This is a genomic window from Sphingomonas rhamnosi, from assembly GCF_036663615.1.
Classification (GTDB): Bacteria; Pseudomonadota; Alphaproteobacteria; order Sphingomonadales; family Sphingomonadaceae; genus Sphingomonas.
On the sequence record NZ_JAXOJJ010000001.1, the window covers coordinates 349,055 to 373,847 of the forward strand.

Below are 24,793 nucleotides of genomic sequence, written 5' to 3' on the forward strand. Positions count from 1 at the left end.
CAAGGGGGCTTCGCATGACCGACGACCTGCTGCGCGGATACCGCCAGAGCATCGACAATATCGACGCGGCGCTGATCCACATGCTCGCCGAGCGTTTCAAGGTGACCCAGGCGGTCGGCCGTCACAAGGCGTCGCACGGCCTGCCCCCCGCCGATCCCGGTCGCGAGGAGCGCCAGATCGCGCGCCTCCGCCAGCTCGCCGCCGACGCGCAGCTCGACCCCGAATTCTCCGAAAAATTCCTGCGCTTCATCATCGACGAGGTGATTCGCCACCATGAGAAACTGAGGACCTGATGGGCTTTCTCCTCGCGATCGAAGGCGCCGACGGCGCCGGCAAGGCGACCGCCTCTGCGCTCGTCGTCGAACAGCTGCTGGCCGCCGGGCGCAGCGCGGTCGTCATCTCGTTCCCGCGCTATACCGACACGGTCGGCGGCTGGGCGCTCGGCGCGATGCTGGCCGGCACCCTCCCCCGCCCCGTGTCGCCCAGGGCGGCGGCGACGCTCTATGCGCTCGACCGGATGGAGTCGCGCGACGTGCTGATGGATGCGCTGGCGGCGCACGAAATCGTCGTGTTCGACCGCTATATCGCGTCGAACATGGCGTATCAGGCGGCGCAGGTGCCCGCCGACGAAGCGGCGGCGATGATGGAGTGGATCGCCGCGTTGGAGACTGGCGCGTTCGCGCTCCCCGCGCCCGCCCTGTCGGTCTATCTCGACACACCCGCGGATATCGCGCGCGGGCTGATCCTGAAGAAGCGCAAACGCTCCTACACCGACGACGCGTTCGACGCGTATGAGGCGGATACCGGGCTGCAGGACCGCGTCCGCGCGAACTATGCGGCGATGGTAGATGCGCGAGTGCTGGGCGCATGGTTGCGGGTCTCCACGGTCAAGGACGGCGCGTCGCGCCCGCCCGCGGCAATCGCCGCCGAGATCGTCGCCGCGCTCCCCTAACCCTGCCGCGTCACCCCCGCTGCGTGCACCGCGGCGATCGTCGGATAGCCGTTCACCGCCATCAGCAGGTCCGCCTCGGCCAGGATGCACCGCAGCACATGCGCCGCCCCCGCCTCGCCATCGAGCGCCAGCCCATAGCTATAGGGCCGGCCGATCCCGACCGCGGTCGCGCCCATCGCCAGCGCCTTGACGACGTCGGTGCCCGACCGCACGCCCGAATCGAACAGCACCGGCGTGGTCCCCGACGCCGCGACCACGCCCGGCAACAGGTCGATCGCGGCGATCCCGCCATTCGCCTGCCGCCCGCCATGGTTCGAACAATAGACCGCGTCCGCCCCCGCATCGATCGCGCGGCGCGCATCGTCGGGGTGGCAGATCCCCTTCAGGATCAACGGAAGATTGGTCAGCCCGCGCAGCCACGGCATGTCGTCCCAGGTCAGCACGCGGCCGAACAGGCTCGCCCATGTCCCCACCGCCGCCGGCCCGTCCTGTGCGGGCGGCCGGTCGAGCAGCCCGCGAAACACCGGATCGCTGAAATAGTTCGTCAGCACATGCCCGCGCAGCTGCGGGAAATTGCCGGTGTTCAGGTCGCGCGGGCGCCAGCCGGTCACCCAGGTGTCGAGAGTCACGACGATGCCCTTGTACCCCGCCGCCTCGGCGCGGTGGACCAGGCTTTCAGTCAGTTTCTCGTCCTTGGGCGTGTAGAGCTGGAAGAAGCCCGGCGTGTCGCCGCACGCCTCCGCCACCACCTCGAGCGGGTCGTTCGACAGCGTTGACGCCATCAGCGGCACGCCCGTCGTCGCCGATGCGCGCGCCGCAGCCAGATCGCCATGCCCGTCCGGCGTGCACAGCCCCGTAACCCCGATCGGCGCCATGAACACCGGGCTCGGCAGCCGCATCCCGAACAGGTCGATCGACAGGTCGCGCACGCGGCAATCGACCATCATCCGCGGCGTCAGCCCCCAATGCGCGAACGCATCGGCATTATGCCGCTGGGTGTGTTCGTCCCCGCACCCGCCCTGGACATAAGTCCGGACCGACGGCGCCATCGCCGCGCAGGCGCGCGCCTCCAGAGTCGCGAAGTCGACCGGGACTTTCGGCAGCACACCGCTTAGCGCGGCGCCGTAGAGGAGGTTCTGGTAATCGCCGTAATGGGGCATGGGCGGACTCTCTGTCGTGATCGTGGAGTGTCGAACCGCCCGGCTCGATTGTCGAGGGGCGGCCGCGGGTCACACCGTCCTCTCGCGGATTGCGCTGCTCCACCCCGATGCGACAAGCTGAGCCATCGCGCCCGCGCGTTATTTTGTCGTGCGCACCCGCGCGTGCGTCGATATAGCGCCCCGCTATCCTTGTCGGCACGCCGCCGGCCGTCACCATTTTTCGGAAACACTCGTTCATGACCGTGCAGACCCGCCCGCCCGTGCTGATCCCCGAAAACGCCGCGTTCATGTCGGCGGCCGTCACCTGGGTGCGGCACTGGAACGAGCATCTGTTCAGCTTCGCGATCGAGCGGCCCGCGTCGGTGCGGTTCCGCTCGGGCGAGTTCGTGATGATCGGCCTGCCCGGCGACACCAAGCCGCTCATGCGCGCCTATTCGATCGCCAGCCCCGCCTATGCCGACGAGCTCGAATTCCTGTCGATCAAGGTCGCCGATGGTCCGCTGACCTCGCGGCTGCAGCAGATCCAGACCGGCGACCAGGTGTATCTGGGCAAGAAGCCGACCGGCACGCTGGTGTGCGACGCGCTGCTGCCCGGCAGCCGGCTGTTCCTGCTCGCCACCGGCACCGGCCTCGCGCCGTTCCTCAGCCTGCTGCGCGACCCCGACGTCTATGCGCGGTTCGACCAGATCGTGCTGGTGCACAGCGTCCGCCGCGTCAGCGACCTTGCCTATCATGACGAGCTCGAATCGCTGCTCGCCGACGATCCGCTGATCGCCGACGAGGCCAAGGCGCAGTTCGTCTATATCCCGACGGTCACGCAGGAGCCGTTCCGCAACCATGGCCGCATCGGCACGCTGATCGACAATGGCACGGTGTTCGCCGAGCCGCTGAAGGGCCCGGCCAAACTCGACCCCGCCACCGATCGCGTCATGCTGTGCGGCAGCAACGCGATGATCCACGATTTCGCCAAGCTCCTCGAGGCGACCGGGTTCACCGAAGGATCGAACGCCAACCCCGGCGACTTCGTGATCGAGCGCGCGTTTGTAGGGTAATCGGGGCGTCCGATAATTTGGGCGGCGGCTGGGCCGAACGTCTAGATCTCGGCCATAACACCCTGGAAGATCGGCTCTTCCATCGCCCGGCCTGCGCCCACCGCGACGCAGGTCAGCGCGTTCTCGGCGACGATCACGGGCAACCCGGTCGCCGCCGATAGCACTTCGTCGATGCGCGACAGCAACGCGCCGCCGCCGGTCATGACGATGCCCTGGTCGCAGATATCGGCGGCGAGTTCGGGTTCGGTCATCTCGAGTGCGTTCAGCACGGTCTCGACGATCTGCCCGACCAGATCGGCGAGCGACGCGGCGATGTCGGCCTGGCTGATCTCGATCTCGGTCGGCACGCCGGCGCGCAGGTCGCGGCCCTTGACGCGCATCGTCCGACCAACGCCATCCTCGGGCATCTTCGCGGTGCCGATCTCCAGCTTGATCCGCTCCGCGGTCGCCTCGCCGATCATCAGATTATACTTGCGGCGGATCGCCGACGCGATCGCGTCGTCCATCTTGTCGCCGCCGACGCGGGCGGACGTGCTGTAGGCGAGCCCGCGCAGCGACAGGATCGCGACCTCGGTGGTACCGCCGCCGATGTCGACGACCATCGCGCCGACCGGTTCGGTCACGGGAAGGCCGGCCCCGATCGCCGCCGCCATCGGCTCCTCGATCAGATACACTTTGCGCGCGCCGGCGCTGGTCGCCGCCTGGCGGATCGCGCGGCGCTCGACGGGGGTGGCGCCCGACGGGATGCAGATCGCGATCTCGGGATGGCGCGGCAACCGGCTGGGGCCGCCATGCGCCTTTTCGATGAAGACCTTGATCATCTGTTCGGCGACGTCGAGGTCGGCGATCACCCCGTCGCGCATCGGCCGGATCGTCTTGATGCCCTCGGGCGTCTTGCCCATCATCAACTTGGCCTCGGCGCCCACCGCGCGGACGCGCTCGACTCCGTCGCGCGTCTCGATCGCGACCACCGACGGTTCGTTGAGCACGATCCCCTGCCCGCGCAGATAGACCACGGTGTTCACGGTGCCGAGGTCGATCGCCATGTCATTGGAGGGCAGGCCGAACAGGCGGGGAAATCGCATCGAAGAGGATACTCGGATAGGCTGCGCCAGGACGTAGCGGGATGCGCGATGCTGATCCTGCATTCCTCACCTAGGTCAACCCGCCTGCGCCGATGCGAGCGCAATCCGATGCCGATCAGAGCCGCTCGCGCAGTTCGATTTCGCCTTCGACCTCGATTTCGTCTTCGTCGTCGCCGGCATCGTCCGGGATCGTGAAGTCGGCTTGCCAGTCGTAGACCTTCTCGGCGCCGCCCTCGACCCAGACGCGGACCGCGCCTTTGGTGATCTCGCCGCCCATCTGCCCGACGAAATCGGCGACCAGCGATTCGGCGGCCTCCTCATGATCGGTCGCGCCGGAAATGCTCGCGGCCTCGATCTCTTCGTCCAGCTCGATCAGCTGCGCCCAGAACTGCTTTGCCATATGTCGCTCCTTTTGCCCCGCCCTGCCGCGCGGAGGGGGATTTGCCAAGCCGGTCCGTCAGCGGTCGATCAGCGCGGCGTGACGATCGGGTGCTGCGCGCGCACCGTATCGACCAGCGTCTCCACCGCATCGATGTCGGCGAACGCACCCGACGGGGTGACCGACCAGTTGCAATGCGGATGGGTCGACAGGCTATAGACCTTCACCTCTCCCAGCACGAGCCGCCAGCGTCGCCGGTCACCACCCTGGTCGCGGACGAGCATGGTGAGCAACAGGGATTGGAGGTCGGACGCGGTCATGCGCGGAGCCCTTAGCGGCTCAGTCGCGTTCGCGCACCTGCCGTCGCGCGCGGCCTTCCACGCCAGGTTACCGCAACAGGACTGTCACGCGGCCAGGCTCAGGCGGTTCCGACCTTCGTGTTTGGCCTGATACAGCGCAGCGTCGGCCGATTTCAGCCCCGCGTCCGCATCGGTGCCGAGCATCGCGATCCCTGCGCTCACCGTGATCCGCGCATGGCCATCGCCGACCGCGATGACCGTGCCCGCGACCATCGTACGGAGCCGATCGCAGACGATGCGCGCCTGATCGATACTCGCGCCGGGCAAGAGGATCCCGAACTCCTCGCCGCCCAACCGCGCGACCAGATCGTCGTCACGGACACACCCGCGCGCAATCGTCGCAAAGGTCTGCAGCACGCGGTCACCGCCCAGATGACCGTGTAGATCGTTGACCTCCTTGAAATGATCGAGGTCGAAGATCGCGACGCAGCCGCCCCTGCCGCCACGCTGTACGTCGGCGAGCCGCAAGTCGAAGCGGCGGCGGTTGGCCAAGCCCGTCAGCGGGTCGGTCAGCGCCGCGGTCTTCAATTCGGCCTCCAGCGATTTGCGATGCGACACGTCGCGGACCGTATTGACCAGCCCGATCGCCGCCCCGTTCGCATCGCGCACGCTGCGCGAATGCGCCTCGAACCAGCGCACCGTGCCATCGCCGATCTGTCCGCGGAACTCGACGATCTGGGTGGCATCGGCACTGGCCAGTGCCGCCCGGTGCGCAGCGGCGACGGCAGGCCGATCGGCATCGAGGACCAGATCGATCGCGTTGCGCCCGACCACGCGTTCGGGCGCGTAGCCGCCGAGCTGCGTGATCGACGGCGACGCGTAGCGGATCGTGCCGTCGACATGCAGGCTCATGACGATATCGGTCGAATTGTCGGTTAGCAGCCGGTAGCGCGCCTCGCTGTCGCGCAAGCGGTTGTAGATCCAGTCGCGCCGCGCCAGATCGGCCGAGACCGGAAGCGCGGTCATCACCGTTGCCGCCAGATAGAATTGAAAGAACTGGACGTGCGCGCTCGCATCGGCGCCCATCAGCGTGATGGGGCCAAGACCCTGGAGGGTCAGCGTACCGCCGATCACCGCGACCCCGACGACCGATATCGCAGCGCCCAGTTGCCCTAGCCGGAATGTCGCCAGGATGACCGGCAGTATCGGCAGGAACGACAATGGCATCGTCGTCTGCAGGAAAACGGCGGTCGTGGTCAGCGCCACCAGCGTGAGCAGCGCAGCGCTCTCGATCGCCTGCCCGCGCGTCGCTGCGGCGAGCGCCCGCCGGGCGTCGCCCGACAGGAACATGGCGATGATCGGCATGAACGTCAGCGTGCCGAGCGCATGGCCGGCGTACCAGCGCGTCCAGTTCATCCCATAGCCCCCGGCCCCCAACCAGGCGGCGACCGCCGCCCCCCCGGTGGCGGCGATCGCGGGCGCAACGATCGCGGTGCCGAAGACGAGGACGGCAAGTCGTCCGATCGGATCGCGTGCGTCGTCCCGCCCCTGAAACCGACCGAGGATTTCCGCGCCGATCAATGCCTCGACCACGTTGATGACGCCTAGCGGCAGCGCGGCGACGGGTCCCAGGCCCGACGTGGCCGTCACGACCACGCTGGCGACGAAGCAACCGCCGCACAGCCTCGGCCAGCTGCGGCGCGCGCTGGTGGTCAGCGCCGCGACCAGCACCGCGGTCGCGACCCATACGCAGGCGACTCCGCCGCCGAACCGCGTCGTCCCGATCGCGATGACCGCGCTGGCGAAGTAGAGCGCGACGATGACCGCCGTTTGACCTGTCGACCGGACCGCTTTCTTCATCAGGGGATACTACACGTACGGGGTTAATCGGACGTGCATGGGGTCCGGCTGGGACGATCATTCCCGGTCGCATAACGCCGCGGATTGCGGTTAGGGAACGGGCATGGCGAGATTCGACCCGCACCGCACCGATCTGATTGCACTCCGCAGCCGCGACCGGCTTCGCGCGCTGCGCCCCAGGCGGGGCGTCGATTTCTCGTCAAACGACTATCTCGGGCTCGCCGACTCGCCGCGGCTGCGGGCGGCGGTGGCCGATGCGCTCGCGCGCGGCGTGGCGGTCGGGTCGGGTGGCTCGCGGTTGCTGCGCGGCAATGGCGACGAGCACGAGGCGCTGGAGGACGAAGCGGCAAGGTTCTTCGGCAGCGAGGCGGCGTTGGTCTTCGCCAGCGGCTTCGCCGCCAACACGACTCTGTTCGCCACCCTGCCGCAGACCGGCGACCTGGTCGTCCACGACGCGCTGATCCATGCCAGCGCGCATGAGGGGATGCGGCTCGGCCGCGCGACGTGCGTGTCGGCGCTGCATAACGATGCCGACGCGGTGGCGGATGCGATCCGCGACTGGCGTACCGCGGGCGGCATCGGCACGCCGTGGATCGCGGTCGAGAGCCTGTACAGCATGGACGGCGATCGCGCGCCGCTCGCCGATTTGGCTACCGTCGCCGACCGCCACGACGCGATCCTGCTGGTCGACGAAGCGCACGCGACCGGCGTGCTCGGCCCCGGTGGTCGCGGCCTGACCGCGGAACTCGGCAACCGCGACTTCGTCATCACGCTGCACACCGCGGGCAAGGCGCTCGGCTGCGAGGGCGCGTTGCTGTGCGGCCCGGCGGTGATGCGCGACTTCCTGGTCAATCGCGGTCGCGGCTTCATCTTCTCGACCGCGCCGTCGCCGTTGATGGCGAGCGCGGTGCGCGAAAGCCTGCGTATCGTCGCCGACGAACCCGAACGTCGCGACCGGCTGACGGCGCTGGTCGCGTTCGCCGAAGACGCCTTGTGGGGGTGCGGCGTGACGCCCAGCGGGTCGCAGATCCTGCCGCTGGTGGTCGGCGACGATGCCGCGACGATGCGGCTGGCGGGCGCGGTGCAGGCGGCGGGGTTCGACGTGCGCGGCATCCGCCCGCCGACGGTGCCGCAGGGCACGTCGCGGCTGCGGATTTCGCTGACGCTCAACGTGACCGAGGCCGACATCGTCGCGCTGGCGCGGGTATTGGAGGATCTGCAATGAACCGTACGATCGTCGTCACCGGCACCGACACCGATATCGGCAAGACCGTGTTCGCCGGCGGGCTCGCCGCCGCGCTCGGCGCCTATTACTGGAAGCCGGTCCAGGCCGGGCTCGACGAAGGTGGGGACGCCGCCGCGGCGGTGCGGCTCGGCGTCGCGGCGGCGCGGATCGTGCCCAGTGCCTATGTGCTCCACACCCCCTGCTCGCCGCACCGCGCCGCCGAGCTGGACGGCGTGACGATCGACACCGACCGGCTGGCGCTGCACGCGGTCGATGGCCCGCTGATCGTCGAGGGCGCGGGCGGTGTGCTGGTCCCGGTCACGCGCGACCTGCTGTTCGCCGACCTGTTCGCGCGCTGGCAGCAGCCCGTCGTGCTGGTCGCACGGACCGGGCTCGGCACGATCAACCACAGCCTTTTGTCGATCGAGGCGCTGCGCGCGCGAAACGTGCCGATCCTCGGCATCGCCTTTGTCGGTGATGCGGTCGAGGATAGCGAGGCGATGATTGCGGCGATCGGCGGCGTGCCCCGGTTGGGGCGACTGCCTAGGCTCGACCCGCTCGATGCGACCACGCTTGCGGCCGCGTTCGCCGGCGCCTTCGACCTCGGCGCGTTTGCATGAGCGCGGTCTGGCATCCGTTCACGCAGCACGGGCTGGGCGAGCCGATCCCGCAGGTCACGCATGCCGAAGGTGCGATCCTGCACACCGTCGACGGGCGGCGGATCGTCGATGCGATCTCGTCGTGGTGGGTGACGACGCACGGCCATTGCCATCCGCGCATCGTCGCCGCGATGCGCGATCAGGCCGAGCGGCTCGACCAGATCATCTTCGCTGGCTGGACTCACGAGCCCGCCGAAGAGCTTGCGCGCGGGTTGTGCGCGATCATGCCGCCTGCGCTGACACGCGTGTTTTTCTCCGATTCCGGCTCGACCAGCGTCGAGGTCGCGCTGAAGATGGCGCTCGGTTATTGGAGCGCGCGCGGCGAACCGCGCCACAAAATCCTTGTTCTGGAACATAGTTACCACGGCGATACGATCGGTGCGATGTCGGTCGGCGCACGCGGGGTCTACAACCAGGCCTATGCACCGCTGTTGTTCGATGTCGGCACGATCCCGTTCCCCGCGCCGGGCCGCGAACAGGCGACGCTCGACGCGCTCGAGCGCGCCTGCGCCGCGGGTGCGGCGGCGTTCATCGTCGAACCGCTCGTGCTGGGTGCCGGCGGAATGCTGTTCTACCCGGCGTCCGTCCTCGCCGAGATGCACGCGATCTGCCAACGCGCCGGCGTGCTGTTCATCGCCGACGAGGTGATGACCGGCTGGGGCCGCACCGGGACTTTGCTGGCCTGCGAGCAGGCCGCAATCGTGCCCGATATCCTGTGCCTGTCGAAGGGATTGACGGGCGGCGCGGTGCCGCTGGCGGTGACGATGGCGACCGAGCCGATCTTCGCGGCGCATTGGAGCACCGATCGCGCACGGATGTTCTTCCACTCGTCGAGCTACACCGCCAACCCGCTCGCCTGTTCCGCGGCGAACGCCAATCTTGGCATATGGCGCGACGAGCCGGTCCTCGGCCGGGTCGCGGATCTGGCTGCGCGGCAAGCGGCAGGGCTGGCAACACTCGCGACTCTGCCCGGCGTGACCGACGCACGCGCGTTCGGGACGATCATCGCGCTCGAGGTCGGCGGATCGGCGGCCTATCTCTCGGCGCTCGGCCCCCGCCTGCTCCGCTTCTTCCGCGATCGCGACCTGTTGCTGCGCCCGCTCGGCAACACCGTGTACGTGATGCCGCCCTATTGCATCACCGACGCCGATCTCGACCACGTCCACGCGGCGATCGGCGAGGCCTGTGCAATGGCATTCGCGCTCTAGCGGTTGTGTTGGCGAAAGCGGGGGAGAGCGTGTCGCTCATCCCCCGCGCAGTCGTCCGGCCGTTGCCGGTTTTACCGGCGGCACCACTCCTGCACGTTTCTTTTTTTATCACGGCTAGCGACAGCCCCACCGACATGCCGCAGTTCCGGACAAAAAAAAAGGCCGGTACGAGACCGGCCATGAAAGTTTTTAGGAGAGGATGCCTGAAAGGCACACTCCTTTTGCAGCGCAGCACCGAATGACGCAATTGCAATGCGTCCGATCACGCTTGCAGAAAATGCAATCGTAGAGCGTGGAAGTCCCACAGTCATGACCCTTGGTCGTCGCGTCGCCGCCAGCGACAGCCGTCAGAACTTCTTCGCGACAGTTGCGCGCGCGGTACCCACCTGGCTGTCGCTGCCGAGCCGGCCACCGAAATCAAGCCCGAAGGTCCAGCCGGTATCGGTCTCCAGCCCTACCCCCAATTCGAGACTATATTCGTCGCGCAGCCAACGGTCGCCTTCGACCACCCGGGTCAGACCGCCCAGATCGGCATAATCGAGCAGCTGGCTCCCTTGCCCGCGATATTCGTGCCGCCATTCGAACCGGATCCGCGGCGTGAGGATGCCGAAGTCGATCGGCCGGTACAGCGCGCCGCGTCCGCCCAACACGCTCGACAGCGAGTCGAGCTCGCGGCGACCATAAGCCAGATCGTATAGCCCGGCACCCGTCTCACGGTACCCGTCCAGCGTCGCCGACAGATACTCCATCCGCCCATAGGCCGAGATCATGCCGTTCTGGCCCTGGCGATCGAGACCGGCGGCAAGCGAACCGAACCGCATCGTTCCGTCACGGTGGCCGACGCCGACCGCGCCGTTGGGCGCACGCCGCCGGCTGTCGAAGCCGACCTCGCCATAGCCGATCACGCCGTCGACGAACGCACCCGCCACCGGCGCCAGGCTGCCATAAAGCGCGCCGACCCAATTATCGCCGTCGAGCCGTGCAGCGCCGTTGCCGATCCGCGTCCGCTGATTGCCATAGCCGCCGCCGATCCCGATGGTCAGCGAGTCGCTCAGCTTGACGTCGCTCCCCGCGCTCAGCCCTCCGCTGGTCACGTCGAGATGGACGCGCCCGGTCGTCGCGTCGCGCGAGCCGACCGTGACCGCGCCCCCGCTCCAGATCGCGACCGATCCGATGGCGCGCTCGCCGCCCGACCCGGCCGTCGCATTGGATCCCCCGGTCGTGCCGGACGACGCCTCACCCGAACCCGAACCCGATGCTGCGCGATCCTGCGTCGGACCCACGTTGCGGGCTGCAACATCGGCCAGTCCATTGCCCGCCAATCCACCGCCCATCAGTCCGGTACGGATCAGCCCGTCCGAGCCATAAAGGGATTCCGCGCCGGCAACTTCGGTCGCATGTTCCATCTTGAGCGCGGTCTCGCGGTCGACCCCGCTCGGCTGGTAACCACCGACATTGCCGAAGATGCCGAGGGCGTTGGTGATGCGAACTCCGAACGGCCGGCCGGCGCTGCCCCCGCCGCCGCCATGCAAACTCTCGTTGCGCCGTGCGAAATTGCCGAGCTGCGTGGCGGCGAAGCTGCGTGTCGCCTCGGCCTGCGCACCGACCAGCCCGCTCACGGTCGGATCCGCGGCGGGGTCCGCGCGCGCCGCCACCGTCACCGTCGCGGTCGCGGCCGCCGACGCGCCCACCGCGTTGCTCAGCGTATAGGTCACGACAATCGTCCCACTGTAGCGCGGCTCGGGCGTCACCTGCAGCCGATAGGTGCGCGCATCGGCGGTACCGCCCTCGATCAACGACGCCGTCGCGGCCCCCGATGGGCCGACCGAGACGATTGCCGCCGCGGTGAACGGCGCCCCGCGCGCCTGCGCTGTGAGGTCGATCGTCACGGGAACGTTCTGTCCCGTGCTGGCGGTCAGCGTCGGCGCGACCGGCACCGATCCGAGCACGGTGATCGCCACCGTCGCCGGAGCCGACCGTCCCCCGGGACCGTTCGCGGCGAAGCCGAAGCTGTCGGGACCGCGATAGCCAATGGTCGGGGTGTAGGTCGCGATCACGAGCGGTCGCCCGCCGACACCGCCGCCCGGCGTCGCTGCGAACGTCACGGTGCCGTGCGCGGGCGCATTGGCGGCATCGATGCTCGTCCACTCCCCGGTGACGAGGGTCGACAGCACGATGTCGACGGGCCGCGTGCCGCCCGCGGGCGAGGTGACCGTGACCGCCGTACCGGTCGCGATCGGTGGCGCGGGTGCCGCAACGAGCAGCGTATAGCTTTGCGCCGCGGTGGCGGGCGTCGCGCCGCTCGAACTGTCGGTCACGGTGATGGTCACGGCGAAGGTGCCGCTTTGCGTCGGCGTTCCCGCGAGCTGCCCGGCCGTCGACAGGTCGAGCCCGGCGGGCAAGGCTCCAGCCGTGACCGCAAACCGATAGGGCGCGGCGCCGCCACTAGCGGAGAGGACCGCGGTGTACGCAACTCCCTGCTGTCCCGCCGGTAGCGTCGCCGGGGCAATCGCGATGACCGGTGCAGCGACGGTAATCGTCACCGTCGCCGGTGCCGACGCGCCGCCCGGGCCGCTCGCGCCATAGGTGAAACTGTCCTGCCCGTAATAGCCCGCCGCTGGCGTATAGGTCACCACCTCGCCGCTGACGCTCGTCGTTCCATGCGTGGCGGCGCTCCCGATCGCGATCGTCGTGCGCACCCCGGTGATCGCCCCCGACAGATCGATGCTTGCCGCGGTCCCGTATGCGGTCGTCACCGAACGGTCGGCGCTGACCGGCGCGGGCGGCGGGGTCACGCTGATCGTGACCGTCGCAGCCGCCGACGTCCCGCCCGGGTTGGTCGCGGTATAGGTGAAGCTGTCGGCCCCGGCATAGCCCGCAGCGGGTGCGTAGGTGATCGACAGTCCCGACGCGACGGCGCTGCCATGCGCAGGCCCGCTAGCGACCGCGACGCTGGTGGCGGGCGGGCCACTGATCAGCAAAGGCACCGGCGTGGCACTAGCGCCGTATGCGACCGTCAGGCTCGTATCGGTGGCAACCGGCGGCGTCGGCGCCGCGATCACCAGCGTGTAGCTGCGCGTCGCCGCATAAGGCCCGCTGCCGCCCGAGCTGTCGGTCGCGGTCACGCTGAACGCGAAGCTGCCGCTCGCGGTGGGCGTGCCCGCCAGCGTGCCGCTCGCCGACAGCGTCACCCCGGCAGGCAGCGCGCCCGCGGTCACGGCATAGCTGTACGGCGCGGTGCCGCCGCTCGCGACCAGCGCCTGGCTGTACGCGACCGCCGACGCCCCCGCGGGCAGGCTGGTCGGCGCCAGCGTCACGCTGGGGGCCGCCACCGTCAGGCTGTAGGCGCGGCTCGCGGTGTAGGGCCCGCCGCTACCCGCCACGGTCGCGTCGGTCGCGGTTACCGTGAATGCGAAGCTGCCGCCTGCGGTGGGTATGCCGGACAGCGCGCCGGTAGCCGAAAGCGTAACGCCCGCGGGTAGCGCACCCGATGTCACCGCGTAGGAATAGGGCGGTCCCGCCGCTGGCGACGACACTCGCGCTATACGCCGTACCGACGGTGGCCCCCGCCAGCGTCGCCGGAGCCAGCGCCAGCGTCGGCGCCGCGACCACCAGCGTGTAGCTGCGCGTACCGGCATAAGGCCCGCTGCCGCCCGAGCTGTCGGTCGCGGTGACGCTGAACGCGAAGCTGCCGCTCGCGGTAGGCGTGCCCGCCAGCGTGCCGCTCGCCGACAGCGTCACACCCGCGGGCAGTGCCCCTGCGGTCACCGCATAGCTGTACGGCGCGGTGCCGCCGCTCGCGACCAGCGCCTGGCTGTACGCGACACCCGACGAGCCCGCCGGCAGGCTGGTCGGCGTCAGCGTCACGCTGGGGGCCGCCACCGTCAGGCTGTAGGCGCGGCTCGCGGTGTAGGGCCCGCCGCTGCCGACCGCGGTCGCGTCGGTTGCGGTCACCGTGAACGCGAAGCTGCCGCCTGCGGTCGGCGTGCCCGCCAGCGTGCCCGTAGCCGAAAGCGTAACGCCGGCCGGCAGCGCACCCGATGTCACCGCGTAAGAGTGCGGCGCGGTGCCGCCACTCGCGACGATGGTGTCGCTGTACGCCGTACCGACGGTGCCGCCCGCCAGCGTCGACGGGGCGAGCGCCAGCGTCGGCGCGGCGACCACCAGCGTGTAGCTGCGCGTCGCCGCATAAGGCCCGCTGCCGCCCGAGCTGTCGGTCGCGGTCACGCTGAACGCGAAGCTACCGCTCGCGGTAGGCGTGCCCGCTAGCGTGCCCGCAGCCGACAGCGTCACCCCGGCGGGCAGCGCGCCTGCGGTAACGGCATAGCTGTACGGCGCGGTCCCGCCGCTCGCGACCAGCCCCTGGCTGTACGCGCCTCCCGACGCCCCCGCCGGCAGGCTGGTCGGCGCCAGCGTCACGCTGGGGGCCGCCACCGTCAGGCTGTAGGCGCGGCTCGCGGTGTAGGGACCACCGCTGCCGGCCGCGGTCGCGTCGGTCGCGGTTACCGTAAAGGCAAAGTTGCCGCCCGCGGTCGGCGTGCCGGTCAGCGCGCCCGTAGCAGACAGCGTAACGCCAGCGGGTAGCGCACCCGCCGTCACCGCGTAGGAATAGGGCGCGGTGCCGCCGCTGGCGACTACGCTCGCGCTGTATGCCGTACCGACGGTGGCCCCCGCCAGCGTCGCCGGGGCAAGCGCCAGCGTCGGCGCCGCGACCACCAGCGTGTAGCTGCGCGTACCGGCATAAGGCCCGCTGCCGCTCGAGCTGTCGGTCGCGGTGACGCTGAACGCGAAGCTGCCGCTCGCGGTGGGCGTGCCCGCCAGCGTGCCCGCAGCCGACAGCGTGACCCCGGCAGGCAGCGCGCCCGCGGTCACCGCATAGCTGTACGGTGCGGTGCCACCGCTCGCGACCAGCGCCTGGCTGTACGCAACCCCCGACGATCCCGCCGGCAGGCTGGTCGGCGCCAGCGTCACGCTGGGGGCCGCCACCGTCAGGCTGTAGGCGCGGCTCGCGGTGTAGGGCCCGCCACTGCCGACCACCGTCGCGTCGGTCGCGGTCACCGTGAACGCGAAGCTGCCGCCTGCGGTCGGCGTGCCGGACAGCGCGCCCGTAGCCGAAAGCGTAACGCCGGCCGGCAGCGCACCCGATGTCACTGCATAGGAATAGGGCGCGGTCCCGCCGCTGGCGACGACGCTCGCGCTATACGCCGTACCGACGGTGGCCCCCGCCAGCGTCGCCGGGGCGAGCGCCAGCGTCGGCGCCGCGACCACCAGCGTGTAGCTGCGCGTCGCCGTATAGGGACCGCTGCCGCCCGAGCTGTCGGTCGCGGTCACGCTAAACGCGAAGCTGCCGCTCGCGGTAGGCGTGCCCGCTAGCGTGCCCGCAGCCGACAGCGTCACCCCGGCGGGGAGCGCCCCTGCGGTCACCGCATAGCTGTACGGTGCGGTCCCGCCGCTCGCGACCAGCGCCTGGCCATACACGACCCCCGACGATCCCGCCGGCAGGCTGGTCGGCGCCAGCGTCACGCTCGGGGCGACAATCTCGAGCGAATAGGACTGCGAGCCCGTGAACGGCCCGGCGCCGGTCGATGCGTCCTGCACGCTCACGTCCACGGTGAAGCTGCCGCTGGCTGTCGGCGTACCCGCAAGCGTGCCGTTCGGCGCCAGCGTCAGACCGCTCGGCAGGCCGGTCGCGGAAAAGCTGTATGGCGCCGTGCCGCCGCTCGCGGTCAGCGTCTCGCTATAGCCGGCTCCTATCTGCCCGGCCGGGAGGGTGGGCGGGGCGATCGCGATCGTCGGGTTGCCGACGGTGATCGAGACGGTTGCCGCCGCCGACGTGCCGCCCGGCCCGGTCGCGGTGTAGCTATAGCTGTCGGGGCCGGCATAGCCCGCTGTCGGCTGATAGACCGCGCTCTGGTAGTTGCCCGGGCTGGTCGGCGTCAGCGTGCCGTGCGTCGGCCCCGACACCAGATTGACCCCGGTAAAGCCGCCGGTGATCGACGCCGACAGATCCACGGTGGCGGATTGGCCATAGCCGGTCGAGACGCTCCGCGCGGCGACGGTCGGCGCCGCCACATAGGTGAAGCCGCCAGCCAGCGAGCCCGTGCCCCCCGGCGTGGTGACCGCAACCGCGACCGCGCCCGCGGCGTTGCCAGGGGCGCTCGGCGTCGTCGCGGCGATATGGGTCGAATCGGTCACGACGATGCCGGTCCCCGCGATGCCCCCGAACGTGACCGCGGTCGCGCCGGTAAAGTCGGTGCCGGTGATCGTGACCGCGGTGCCCCCCGCGACCGGACCCGTAGTCGGGGCGACCGCGGTGACGGTCGGCGCGGCGGTATAGGTATAGCCGTTCGCGAGAGTCACCGTGCCGCCCGGCGTCGTCACCGCGACCGCCACCGCCCCTGCTGTGCCGGCCGGCGTGGTGGCGGTGATCTGGGTCGCGCTGTTGACCGTGAAACCGGCGGCCGCCGTTCCGCCGACCGTCACCGCGGTGGCCCCGGTCAGTTTCGTACCGGTGATGACGACGCTGGTCGCCCCCCCGGTGGGGCCCACCGCGGGCGCGACCGTGCTGATCGTCGGCGGATTGATATAGCTATAGGCGGCCGCCAGCGTCCCCGTGCCACCGGGCGCGACGACGCTGATCCCGACGGTCCCGGTGCCCGTCGGCGCGACCGCGGTGATCTGGGTCGCCGCGTTGACGGTGAAACCGACCGCGGGCGTTGCGCCGAACAGAACCGATGTCGCGCCGGTGAAGCCGGTCCCGGTGAGGACGACAGTGTTTTGACCCGCCGCCGGCCCTGAGGTCGGCGCCGCCGCCGTCACGGTCGGCGCCGCGACATAGGTGTAGTTGGTGCCGCTGGTCACCGAATCGCCTTGCGACGTCGTGACCACGACAGCGACGCTGCCCGGCGCATGGTTTGGGGGGGTCACCGTGATCGACGTCGCCGACTGCGCGGTGATGGTGCCCAGCGTACCGCCGAAGGTCACGGCGTTGTTGGCGACGAATCCGGTACCGCTGATCGTCACCGATCCGCCCGTCGTCGGGCCGCTGGTCGGCGAGATCCCGCTGATGGTCGGCGCCGGCACCACCGTCACGATCATGTCGTAGGTATTGTTCGTATCGCGGCCGGCGGGCAAAAACGGACCCTGGCCAAAATCGATCGTGCCCGAATAGGTCCCCGGCGCATATTGGCTTTGCGCGGTGGTGGTGACGAGCGTTCCGGGGCCGGACAGCGACCGGGCTCCCGACGTCGAACCGGGGCGGAAATACAAGATCGTCGACACCCGGGTGAGCCGCGATCCGTCCGCGTAGGTGAAGGTCCAGTTGTTCCCCAAGATGGCACGGTTGTTGGTGTTGGAGGGGTTGGGGAGACTGCCCGTAAACCGCGGCACCGAAGCCAAGGTCGACGAGGCGCAGGCATAGGCGGCCGAATTCGGATTGGTCTCCACGTTGATCCCGGGCGCGTCGAAGATGTCGACCTCGCCGCCGGTCGCGCGCACGCGCAGATGCGCCAACTGGCCCGAGCCCTGGACGTTGACGTCGTTGCGGGACGCGGAGGCGGTGATGGTGCAGACCGACTGCGCCTGCGCGACCGTCGCGGCGGCGATCAGCAGCCACGCGAAAGCAAGCCGTGCCGCGATCCAACGGATCACCGCCCAGCCCCCTTTCCATGCGCAATCCTGCGACTTCCGGGCCGCCGATCCGATCCCCACGCGTTGCTCCCCCACGGCCGCGACCCGCCCCACCAAAACGTCGCGACCTCCAAGTCTTAGCCCCGGGTTTGCCGCTAATCCACCGTAATAGTCGGTATCCGATCCACTTGGAGACCTTACTCTGCCTTCGTGTTATTCATCATGTTCTAATATCGAAGCATTTTTTCTTTGCGCCTCACTCTAATCGGCGGATCTCCTGCCTCTTGCATCATTTCGTGTTTTGCCAGCTTGACAGTTATCGTCATCAGTAGAGATTAGACCACACGATATAGTCGCTGCCACGGACCAGGACTCTACCGTGTAGGGGGGGGAGATGCCGATGTCGGACTATTTCATGGGTCAGGTCATGATGACCGGATTCCCGTTCGCGCAGAAGAACTTCGCGGGATGCAACGGCGCGCTGCTGCCAATCCAACAGAACTCCGCGCTCTTCTCGCTGCTGGGGACGGTTTACGGTGGCGACGGCGTAAGGACATTCATGCTGCCCGATCTGCGCGGACGTAGCCCGATCGGCGGGTTCAGTTCGTACGATCCGGGCTGGCAGCCCCCGACGCTGCCGATCGGGGTCGTCGGCGGGGTCGAGACGGTGGCGCTGACGCCGGATCAGAACGGGCCGCATACGCATGGCTTCGCCGCAACGCAGGAAGACGGAACCAGCCCCTATATCGAGGGCAACATGCTCCTGGCGCAGGCGACGGGCGGCGTGACGATCTATGGCGCCGCCGCCAATCTGATCCCGCTCGGCGGCGGCGGGAGCTCGATCGCGGGCGCCAGCGCACCGCATGCGAACATGCAGCCCTATGCGGTGATCAACTTCAACATCGCGATGTACGGAATCTATCCGTCGCGCACCTAATTCTGCCGCGGTGACCCGCTGCCAGCCGGGGTCACGCGAACCGCAACAGCAACCGGCAATCGAGCATCGGCCATGCGCCGACGGGAAAGGATCGACGATGAGCGAATGCTATTTGGGTGAAATCCGGATCCTCCCCTATTCGCGCGGCGCTCCATCGGGATGGCAGGCCTGCGACGGATCGCTGTTGTCGATCAGCGAGCATGAGGTCCTGTTCCAGCTGATCGGCACGACCTATGGTGGCGACGGCCAGTCGACGTTCGCGGTTCCCGATCTTCGCGGCCGCGTGCCGCTGCAGCAGGGAAGCGGACGCGGCCTGACCCCGCGAACGATCGGCGAAGTCGGGGGCAGCGAATCGGTCACGCTGACGATGCAGCAGATGGGCGCACACGCGCATTTCCTGTTGGCGTCGACCGACGTCGGCACGTCGCTGGCTCCCGCCAATCTGGTGCTCGCCACGGTGCCGTCGAGCACCGGCGAGGCCTTTTACGCCGGATCACCCGCGGGCGCGCCGACCGTGCCGTTTCCGGCATCGACGGTCCGGCCCGCGGGCGGCAACCAAGCGCACGACAACACCGCCCCGACGCTGACGGTGCAATATTGCATCGCCACCGCCGGGATCTACCCGTCCCAGTCGTGACCGGACGCGCCCCCCTCGGCCCCTTCGGCCCTATAAGGACACCGCGATGACCGAACCCTTTATCGGTGAAATCCAGGTTTTCGGCTTTTCCTTCGCGCCGGTGAACTGGGCGTTGGCGGGTGGGCAGACGCTCCCCCTACGGCAATATACGGCCCTCTTTTCGCTGTACGGCGTCAATTTCGGTGGCAACGGCACCAGCACCTTCCAGTTGCCCAATATCGCCGGACGACAGGCGTGCAGCATGGGCCAGGGGCCTGGCCTGCAGCAACGCTCGATCGGCGAACCCTTCGGTGCCTATGGCATCGGGCTCACCAGCGCCGAGATCCCGATGCACAATCACATCTTCTCCGATTACCAGCCGACCGAGTCGCTGTCCGCGACGCCGACCGCGAATTCGGCGATCGCATACGCAGCCGGGGGGACTTTCAACGCCTTTGGCGTGCCGGGCACGACGGTCGCGCTCAACCCCAATGCGGTCGGCACGACGGGTACCGGCGCGCTCCACCAGAACAGCCAGCCCTATCTGGGGCTGAGTTATTGCGTCGCGCTGAGTGGCGTGTTTCCGCAATTCGGGTGATTGCCGCGGTTCCGGGTCCGTGCGACCCGCAGTTGGTTGCGCGGGGGATCGTGTTGCGGGCGGCAAGCAGCGACGATCTGTCATTCCTTCACCGCCTCTACGCCGAGCTTCGGGGCTCCGAATTGGCGCCGCTACCCTGGACCGCGGCCGCTAAAGACGCCTTCGTCGCAAGCCAGTTCGCGCTGCAACACCGTCATTTCACCACCGCGGGTGTCGCCACCGATCGCTTGATCGTCGAGCTTGACGGCACAGCGGCGGGGCGGCTGTACGTGAATCGCGGTCGGCCGCTTTGGCGTCTGCTCGAGATCGCGCTCTGCCCGGCCGCGCGCGGGCGCGGCGTCGGCAGCGCGTTGGTCGACTGGCTACAGCGATCCGCGCGCGACGATTCCGCGTGCGGAATCGACCTTCATGTCGTCGTCACCAACATACGGGCGGCGGCGCTTTATTCCCGCCACGGGTTCGTCGCCGTCGAGGGCGACGCGGACAGCCACACCGCGACGCACCGCCCCATGCTGTGGCGGGTCAGTTGAACACCGCCTGATAAAGGACACCGACAGCGTCGCGGCCGACGGGCACCAGAAAGATCGCATGGTTGCCCATCGTCGCGTTGGTCAACGGATAGGTTTTTTGCGGCAGAACGACGGGCGATGCCGATCGGAACATCAGCGAAAAGGGTTGCCGGTATCCGCCGGTAGCGTGGGAGAGCGGTTTGGCCTCGACCAGCGCGAGCGGCATGGACGCGGTGCCGATCTGCATCGCGAATTCTTCGCCGACCGCAGCGGCAAAGCTTTGCAGCGACAGCATCGGTATCATCGCATGCCCTCCAGATCTGAAATTGTACGAAAGGAGCAGTCGATACCGGCCATATCGACAAGGCTAGTCTATCGATATCGCGCGATCAATTGATCGCATCCAAAGGCGATCCTTATCCCGGCCTTCAACCAAAGCCGTGCGATCGCGCCCAGGCGTCGAACATCAGCGGCCAGCTCTCGGCGGGCGTTCCCACTGCACCGCGCAGCCCGAAGCCGTGGCCACCGCGTTCGAACAAATGCGTTTCGACGGGGATCCCGGCACGCCGCAGCGCCGCCCGGAACACCAGGCTGTTCTCGACATCGACGGTCGCATCATCCTCGGCATGCGCGAGGAAACAGGGCGGCGTGTGCGCGGTGACGTTCGACGCGGTCGAATGCGCACGTTCCAGCGCAGGCGACGGCGAAGGGCCGAGCAGCCGATCGCGCGAACCGGCATGCGCCGAGGGCAGGCTCATCGACTGCACGGCGTAGAGCGGCGCGGCGATGTCGGGCCGGGCGCTCAATCGATCGGCGGCATCGACCGTGGCATAGGTCACCGCGGCGAAGCGCGTCGCCAGATCGCCGCAGACATGACCGCCCGCCGAAAACCCCATCATCCCGACACGGTCCGGTCGGACGCCATAGTCCCCCGCCCGCGTACGGATCAGCCGCATCGCGCGCTGCGCATCGGACAGCGCGACATCGGGGCCGGCCTTCCACCCGTCGCCGGGCAGCCGATAGAAGAGCACGAACACCGTCCAGCCGCGCGCGGCGAGCCAGCGACCGATCTCATAGCCTTCCTTGTCGATCACCACGCGTTGATAGCCGCCGCCGGGTGCGACCAGCAGCGCGGCGCCATTGGCGGTCGCCGGTCTGAAGACGACCAGCCGAGGCCGGGCGATTCCCCGCATCGCGCGGTCGGACCGGGTGCGATCGGTACTGCGTTCGTCGACGATCTCGACCGGGCGGACGGCGGGCATGCCCGGCGCGTCGCCCGGCCACAGATCGATCGTCTCGGTCGGATCGGCCGCCCCGGCCGACGCCCCGACCTGTGCAGCGACCCCCGCCGCCACGGTACCCAGTATTGCGTGGCGGCGGGTGATCATCGTCTCGCCTACATCTTGAAGCGCGCGCCGACCAGGAAGGTGCGGCCGAAGTGATTATATTCGTAGTTCCGGTTGGCATCGAGATCGGTGTAGCGGCTGCGGTAATTGTCGGTCAGGTTCGTGCCCTCGACCGACAGTTCCAGCGCGGGCGTCAGCTTGTACCGCATCGACGCGTCAACGTTTAGCGTCGAATTATACCCCTCAAACAAATTCCCCGTCGCCGACGCCCCGTCGATGTACGGGCTGCGATAGCTGACCGATCCGCGCGCGCTGAACTTGGCATCCTCGTAATAGAGCGTGCCGTTATAGGCACGCTTCGACAGGCCGAAGAGAGTCGCGTCCCGGACGGTGTTCGGCAACGCGCCGAGCGCTCCCGCGGCGGTGATGGTCGTCGCGGGTCCGCCCTGCGAATAGCTTGCGCTCGAATCGACGAAGGTCGCGTTGGCGATCGCGCCGAAATTCTTGAGGAAACCGGGCAGGAACCGGAAGCTGGTCTGCAGCGAGATTTCCGCGCCCTTGAGCGACGCGCCCGTACCGTTGATCGGCGAGGTGATCTGCCACAACTGACCTTCGGGCGCGCCCGCCGCGGGCGAGCTTGCCGGGATCACCGACAGCGGCAGGCCGGTCGACGCGAACGTCCCGCTGCGCGTCGCCGAGACCGGGAAGCTTTCGACATTCTTCTTGAACAGCGCGACCGAGAAGATCGACTGGGGCGCGAAATACCATTCCGCCGAGAGATCGAACGCGGTGGCGCGGAACGGGTCGAGCTGCGGGTTGCCGAAGGTCACGCGGTAGTTGAACCCGTCGACCGACCCGCCCGGGGTCAGGCTTCCCAGGCTGGGCCGCGTCAGCACCTTGGAGATCGCGCCGCGGATGATGACGTCCTCTGCCGGGAACAGCGCGACGTTGATCGCGGGCAGCCAATCGTCATAGCTGCGGCCGACCGTCGCCGGGGTGTTGACCGTGACGCCGGCGACCGTCGCGGACGACAGCCCGGTGGATTTCTGCGCGGTGTGGACATAGCGCATGCCTGCGTTCGCGGCGTAGCGCAGGCCGAGCAGATCGCCCTTCACGTCGAATTCGAGGTATCCGCCGGTCACTTCCTCCGACACGCTGCGCGTATCACCGACCAGTACGGTGGCGGGACGGCCGTACAGACCGGTAAAGGCGGCGGACGCGTCGATATTTGGGACCAGGAAGCTGGACGTCGTCGCCGACGACTGCCCTGCGTTACCCAGATTGAAGGTCTCGCCGAGCCCCGTCGCGGGGAAGCCGTACACCGCGGTCGGACCGAACAATGTGTTCGGCGAACAGGCCAGCGTGCCCAGCACGACGTCGCGCCCGCCCGCATTTGGGCAGACCACCGCATCGCGCGAAAAGCCCTTCGTATCGAACGTGAAGCGCCGGTAGAGACCGCCGGTCTTGATCTGGAACCCCTCGGCCACGTCCCATTCGGTGCGGAGTTGCGCGGTGCGGAACTTGTTGACGGTTTCGGACGGGCGATCGCGGATTTCCGCGAGCTGGAAGTTCGCCGGATCGGTGACGCTGGTGCCGAAGGTCAGCGTCGGCCGCTTCATGTCGGTATAGTCGTAGCTATAGCCCTGCGCGTCGCGATCATCGAAGACGAAGGTCGTCTCGACGGGGATGGTCGCATCGGATTTCGACATCCCGCCCATCAGCGTGAAGCGCAAGGTGTCGGAGACGTCCTGATTCCAGCTACCGCCGACCTGGTAGAATTCGGTCTTCGATTCGCGCAGATAATGTTCGGTGCGCACCCAGGCGTCGTTGAGCGTAGCCTTGACCAGGTTGTTGTTCGCATCGATCGTGTAGTTGCTCACGTCGATCGAGCGCTCGTTGGAGCGCAGCAGCACCTCGCCCCATTTCTCCTCGCGGATTTCCTTGAAGCGCGAATAGAGGCCGTCGATCGAGACCTTGGTCGCATCGCTTGGCGACCATTGGATGCTGCCGGTGATGCCGAGTCGCTCGCGATCGTGGCGGATCGAGCCGTAGCGCGGGATCCGCGGGTGGAAGGCGAGCGCGGCGGCGTTGCAGTTCGCGCTGTTGAGATAGGTGCCACCGCGGTTCGGCGCGGTGAAGCAGCGCGTCCCGTCAACCGAGTCGAACACGCCCTGTGCCCAGCGGACGGAATTGTTGCCGAGTTCGAAATTGTTGGTTTTCGAGTAGGCGGCGGACGCCGAGACGCCGAAGGTACCCGCGTCGTTCTTCCACGACAGCAGCCCGGCAAGGCGCGGGCCGAAATTCTTGCTGAGGTCGTTGTAGCTGGCCTGCGCGGAGCCGACCGCGGTGAAGCCGGTCTTGCCGCCGAGCGGATTGCCGGTGTTGAGATCGACCACCGCGCCGAGCGAGCCTTCGTCGAGCGACGCCTCGGCGGTCTTGTGGACGACGATCGAGTTGAAGAGTTCGGAGGCGAACACGTTAAAATCGAACGCGCGGTCGCGGTTCGAGCTCGCGCCGTCGGTCGAGGTGGCGACGGTCTCCAGCCCATTGACGCGGACGCGGGTGAACTGCGCGCCAAGCCCGCGGACGGTAATCGCGCGGCCTTCGCCGGCGTCGCGCTGGATCGAGATGCCGGGGATGCGCTGCAGCGACTCGGCGAGGTTCTGGTCGGGGAATTTGGCGATGTCTTCGGCGACGATCGCGTCGACCGCGGACACCGATTCGCGCTTTACGTTGAGCGCGGCGTCGAGCGAGCGGCGGAAACCCGTGACGATGATCTCGGCGTCACCCTCGGTCGGGGCGACCGTATCAGACGACTGCGGGGCGGTGGCGGCGGCGGGATCGTTCGCTTGGACCGGCGCGATCGCGGTCTGCGCGGGCGTACCCGGCGTCACCGTTCGCGGAGTCGCGGCCGCCTGCGCGAACGCGGCGGTGGGGACCACCAGCGAAAGCGCGAGCGCCGCGCCGGAAACGCCCGAAACGTTGCGCGACAGACGCCGCGAAGCCGTTGCAAAGTCTTTCATCATCCACTCCCCGTCGGCCGAAACCGTTTATTGACACCGATTACTCTGATATCTCCATCAGAGCGTCGAACCGGACCTTGCGTGTCGAAGAGAACAGCCTGCGCGACGAATTCCCGCAGTTCATCCTCTCCAGGCGGTCGGTTTTCCCGATCTGGCCTCCCGATCCTTGCCGAAGCAGGTAACCGGTGTCAGACACATGCTTCGAGATCGGGCGCGTGTCAACATGCCGGTATCGACAGAGATTTTGGAGGAGCAC

19 protein-coding genes and 1 pseudogene are annotated in these 24,793 nt (G+C 68.5%); 10 read left to right on the forward strand and 10 right to left on the reverse strand.

Annotation, left to right across the window (positions count from 1 at the left end; translation table 11 throughout):
- Window positions 1-14 precede the first annotated feature (14 nt).
- The gene (locus U1701_RS01770; protein ID WP_332780811.1) at window positions 15-293 is read left to right on the forward strand and encodes a chorismate mutase; all 279 of its coding nucleotides are present in this window, start codon (window positions 15-17) and stop codon (window positions 291-293) included.
- Window positions 293-952: a nucleoside/nucleotide kinase family protein gene (locus U1701_RS01775; RefSeq protein ID WP_332780812.1), complete on the forward strand. Its 660-nt coding sequence runs from the start codon at window positions 293-295 to the stop codon at window positions 950-952. Before U1701_RS01770 ends, U1701_RS01775 begins: the two co-directional genes overlap by 1 nt.
- On the opposite strand, the gene U1701_RS01780 is transcribed toward U1701_RS01775, so the two are convergent.
- Complete coding sequence (locus tag U1701_RS01780; RefSeq protein WP_332780813.1) at window positions 949-2,112, reverse strand: alpha-hydroxy-acid oxidizing protein; 1,164 nt, start codon at window positions 2,110-2,112, stop codon at window positions 949-951. The two genes, U1701_RS01775 and U1701_RS01780, sit on opposite strands and share 4 nt — an antisense overlap.
- A 287-nt stretch (window positions 2,113-2,399) precedes the next feature.
- Here U1701_RS01780 and U1701_RS01785 point away from each other — a divergent pair, with 287 nt between their 5' ends.
- On the forward strand, window positions 2,400-3,164 hold the full coding sequence (locus U1701_RS01785) for a ferredoxin--NADP reductase (RefSeq protein ID WP_332781425.1): 765 nt from the start codon (window positions 2,400-2,402) through the stop codon (window positions 3,162-3,164).
- A gap of 41 nt (window positions 3,165-3,205) precedes the next feature.
- Here U1701_RS01785 and U1701_RS01790 read toward each other — a convergent pair whose 3' ends face one another.
- The 4 genes from U1701_RS01790 to U1701_RS01805 all read right to left on the reverse strand — a co-directional run bounded on the left by U1701_RS01790 (window position 3,206) and on the right by U1701_RS01805 (window position 6,787).
- Window positions 3,206-4,249: a rod shape-determining protein gene (locus U1701_RS01790; RefSeq protein ID WP_332780814.1), complete on the reverse strand. Its 1,044-nt coding sequence runs from the start codon at window positions 4,247-4,249 to the stop codon at window positions 3,206-3,208.
- 115 nt (window positions 4,250-4,364) lie between these two features.
- Window positions 4,365-4,649, reverse strand: a complete 285-nt coding sequence (locus U1701_RS01795; RefSeq protein ID WP_332780815.1) for a hypothetical protein — start codon at window positions 4,647-4,649, stop codon at window positions 4,365-4,367.
- 68 nt (window positions 4,650-4,717) lie between these two features.
- Window positions 4,718-4,948 carry a hypothetical protein gene (locus U1701_RS01800; RefSeq protein WP_332780816.1) on the reverse strand — a complete coding sequence of 77 codons (231 nt, stop codon included), beginning with the start codon at window positions 4,946-4,948 and terminating at the stop codon, window positions 4,718-4,720.
- Window positions 4,949-5,032: 84 nt separating this feature from the next.
- Window positions 5,033-6,787, reverse strand: a complete 1,755-nt coding sequence (locus U1701_RS01805) for a sensor domain-containing diguanylate cyclase (RefSeq protein WP_332780817.1) — start codon at window positions 6,785-6,787, stop codon at window positions 5,033-5,035.
- 103 nt (window positions 6,788-6,890) lie between these two features.
- Between U1701_RS01805 and U1701_RS01810 the strand changes: the two genes are divergently transcribed.
- From U1701_RS01810 to U1701_RS01820, 3 genes are read left to right on the forward strand one after another with little or no spacing between them, the layout of a single operon-like run.
- A complete protein-coding gene (locus U1701_RS01810) occupies window positions 6,891-8,012 on the forward strand; it encodes an 8-amino-7-oxononanoate synthase (protein WP_332780818.1) in 1,122 nt (373 codons plus the stop codon).
- Window positions 8,009-8,632: a dethiobiotin synthase gene (gene bioD, locus U1701_RS01815; protein ID WP_332780819.1), complete on the forward strand. Its 624-nt coding sequence runs from the start codon at window positions 8,009-8,011 to the stop codon at window positions 8,630-8,632. The genes U1701_RS01810 and bioD overlap by 4 nt, the downstream gene beginning before the upstream one ends.
- A complete protein-coding gene (locus U1701_RS01820) occupies window positions 8,629-9,879 on the forward strand; it encodes an adenosylmethionine--8-amino-7-oxononanoate transaminase (protein ID WP_332780820.1) in 1,251 nt (416 codons plus the stop codon). The genes bioD and U1701_RS01820 overlap by 4 nt, the downstream gene beginning before the upstream one ends.
- 347 nt (window positions 9,880-10,226) lie before the next feature.
- Here U1701_RS01820 and U1701_RS01825 read toward each other — a convergent pair whose 3' ends face one another.
- Together U1701_RS01825 and U1701_RS01830 are read right to left on the reverse strand one after the other, a co-directional pair.
- Entirely contained in the window at window positions 10,227-13,376 is a 3,150-nt protein-coding gene (locus tag U1701_RS01825) for an Ig-like domain-containing protein (RefSeq protein ID WP_332780821.1), read from the reverse strand.
- A gap of 121 nt (window positions 13,377-13,497) precedes the next feature.
- Window positions 13,498-16,977 (reverse strand): annotated as a pseudogene (locus U1701_RS01830) (beta strand repeat-containing protein); the annotation flags it as partial.
- Between the two features lie 931 nt (window positions 16,978-17,908).
- Here U1701_RS01830 and U1701_RS01835 point away from each other — a divergent pair.
- The 4 genes from U1701_RS01835 (at window position 17,909) to U1701_RS01850 (ending at window position 20,189) form a co-directional block, all read left to right on the forward strand.
- Window positions 17,909-18,445 carry a phage tail protein gene (locus U1701_RS01835; RefSeq protein WP_332780822.1) on the forward strand — a complete coding sequence of 179 codons (537 nt, stop codon included), beginning with the start codon at window positions 17,909-17,911 and terminating at the stop codon, window positions 18,443-18,445.
- A gap of 97 nt (window positions 18,446-18,542) precedes the next feature.
- Window positions 18,543-19,082 carry a phage tail protein gene (locus U1701_RS01840; protein ID WP_332780823.1) on the forward strand — a complete coding sequence of 180 codons (540 nt, stop codon included), beginning with the start codon at window positions 18,543-18,545 and terminating at the stop codon, window positions 19,080-19,082.
- Between the two features lie 46 nt (window positions 19,083-19,128).
- Window positions 19,129-19,659, forward strand: a complete 531-nt coding sequence (locus tag U1701_RS01845; protein ID WP_332780824.1) for a phage tail protein — start codon at window positions 19,129-19,131, stop codon at window positions 19,657-19,659.
- Window positions 19,660-19,781: 122 nt separating this feature from the next.
- Entirely contained in the window at window positions 19,782-20,189 is a 408-nt protein-coding gene (locus U1701_RS01850; protein ID WP_332780825.1) for a GNAT family N-acetyltransferase, read from the forward strand.
- Here U1701_RS01850 and U1701_RS01855 read toward each other — a convergent pair.
- From U1701_RS01855 to U1701_RS01865, 3 genes are all read right to left on the reverse strand, one after another.
- Window positions 20,182-20,472 carry a DUF6916 family protein gene (locus U1701_RS01855; RefSeq protein WP_332780826.1) on the reverse strand — a complete coding sequence of 97 codons (291 nt, stop codon included), beginning with the start codon at window positions 20,470-20,472 and terminating at the stop codon, window positions 20,182-20,184. The genes U1701_RS01850 and U1701_RS01855 overlap by 8 nt on opposite strands.
- A 124-nt stretch (window positions 20,473-20,596) precedes the next feature.
- Window positions 20,597-21,556, reverse strand: coding sequence for an alpha/beta hydrolase (locus U1701_RS01860; RefSeq protein WP_332780827.1), 960 nt, complete (start codon window positions 21,554-21,556; stop codon window positions 20,597-20,599).
- A gap of 8 nt (window positions 21,557-21,564) precedes the next feature.
- A complete protein-coding gene (locus tag U1701_RS01865; RefSeq protein WP_332780828.1) occupies window positions 21,565-24,537 on the reverse strand; it encodes a TonB-dependent receptor in 2,973 nt (990 codons plus the stop codon).
- Window positions 24,538-24,793 lie beyond the last annotated feature (256 nt).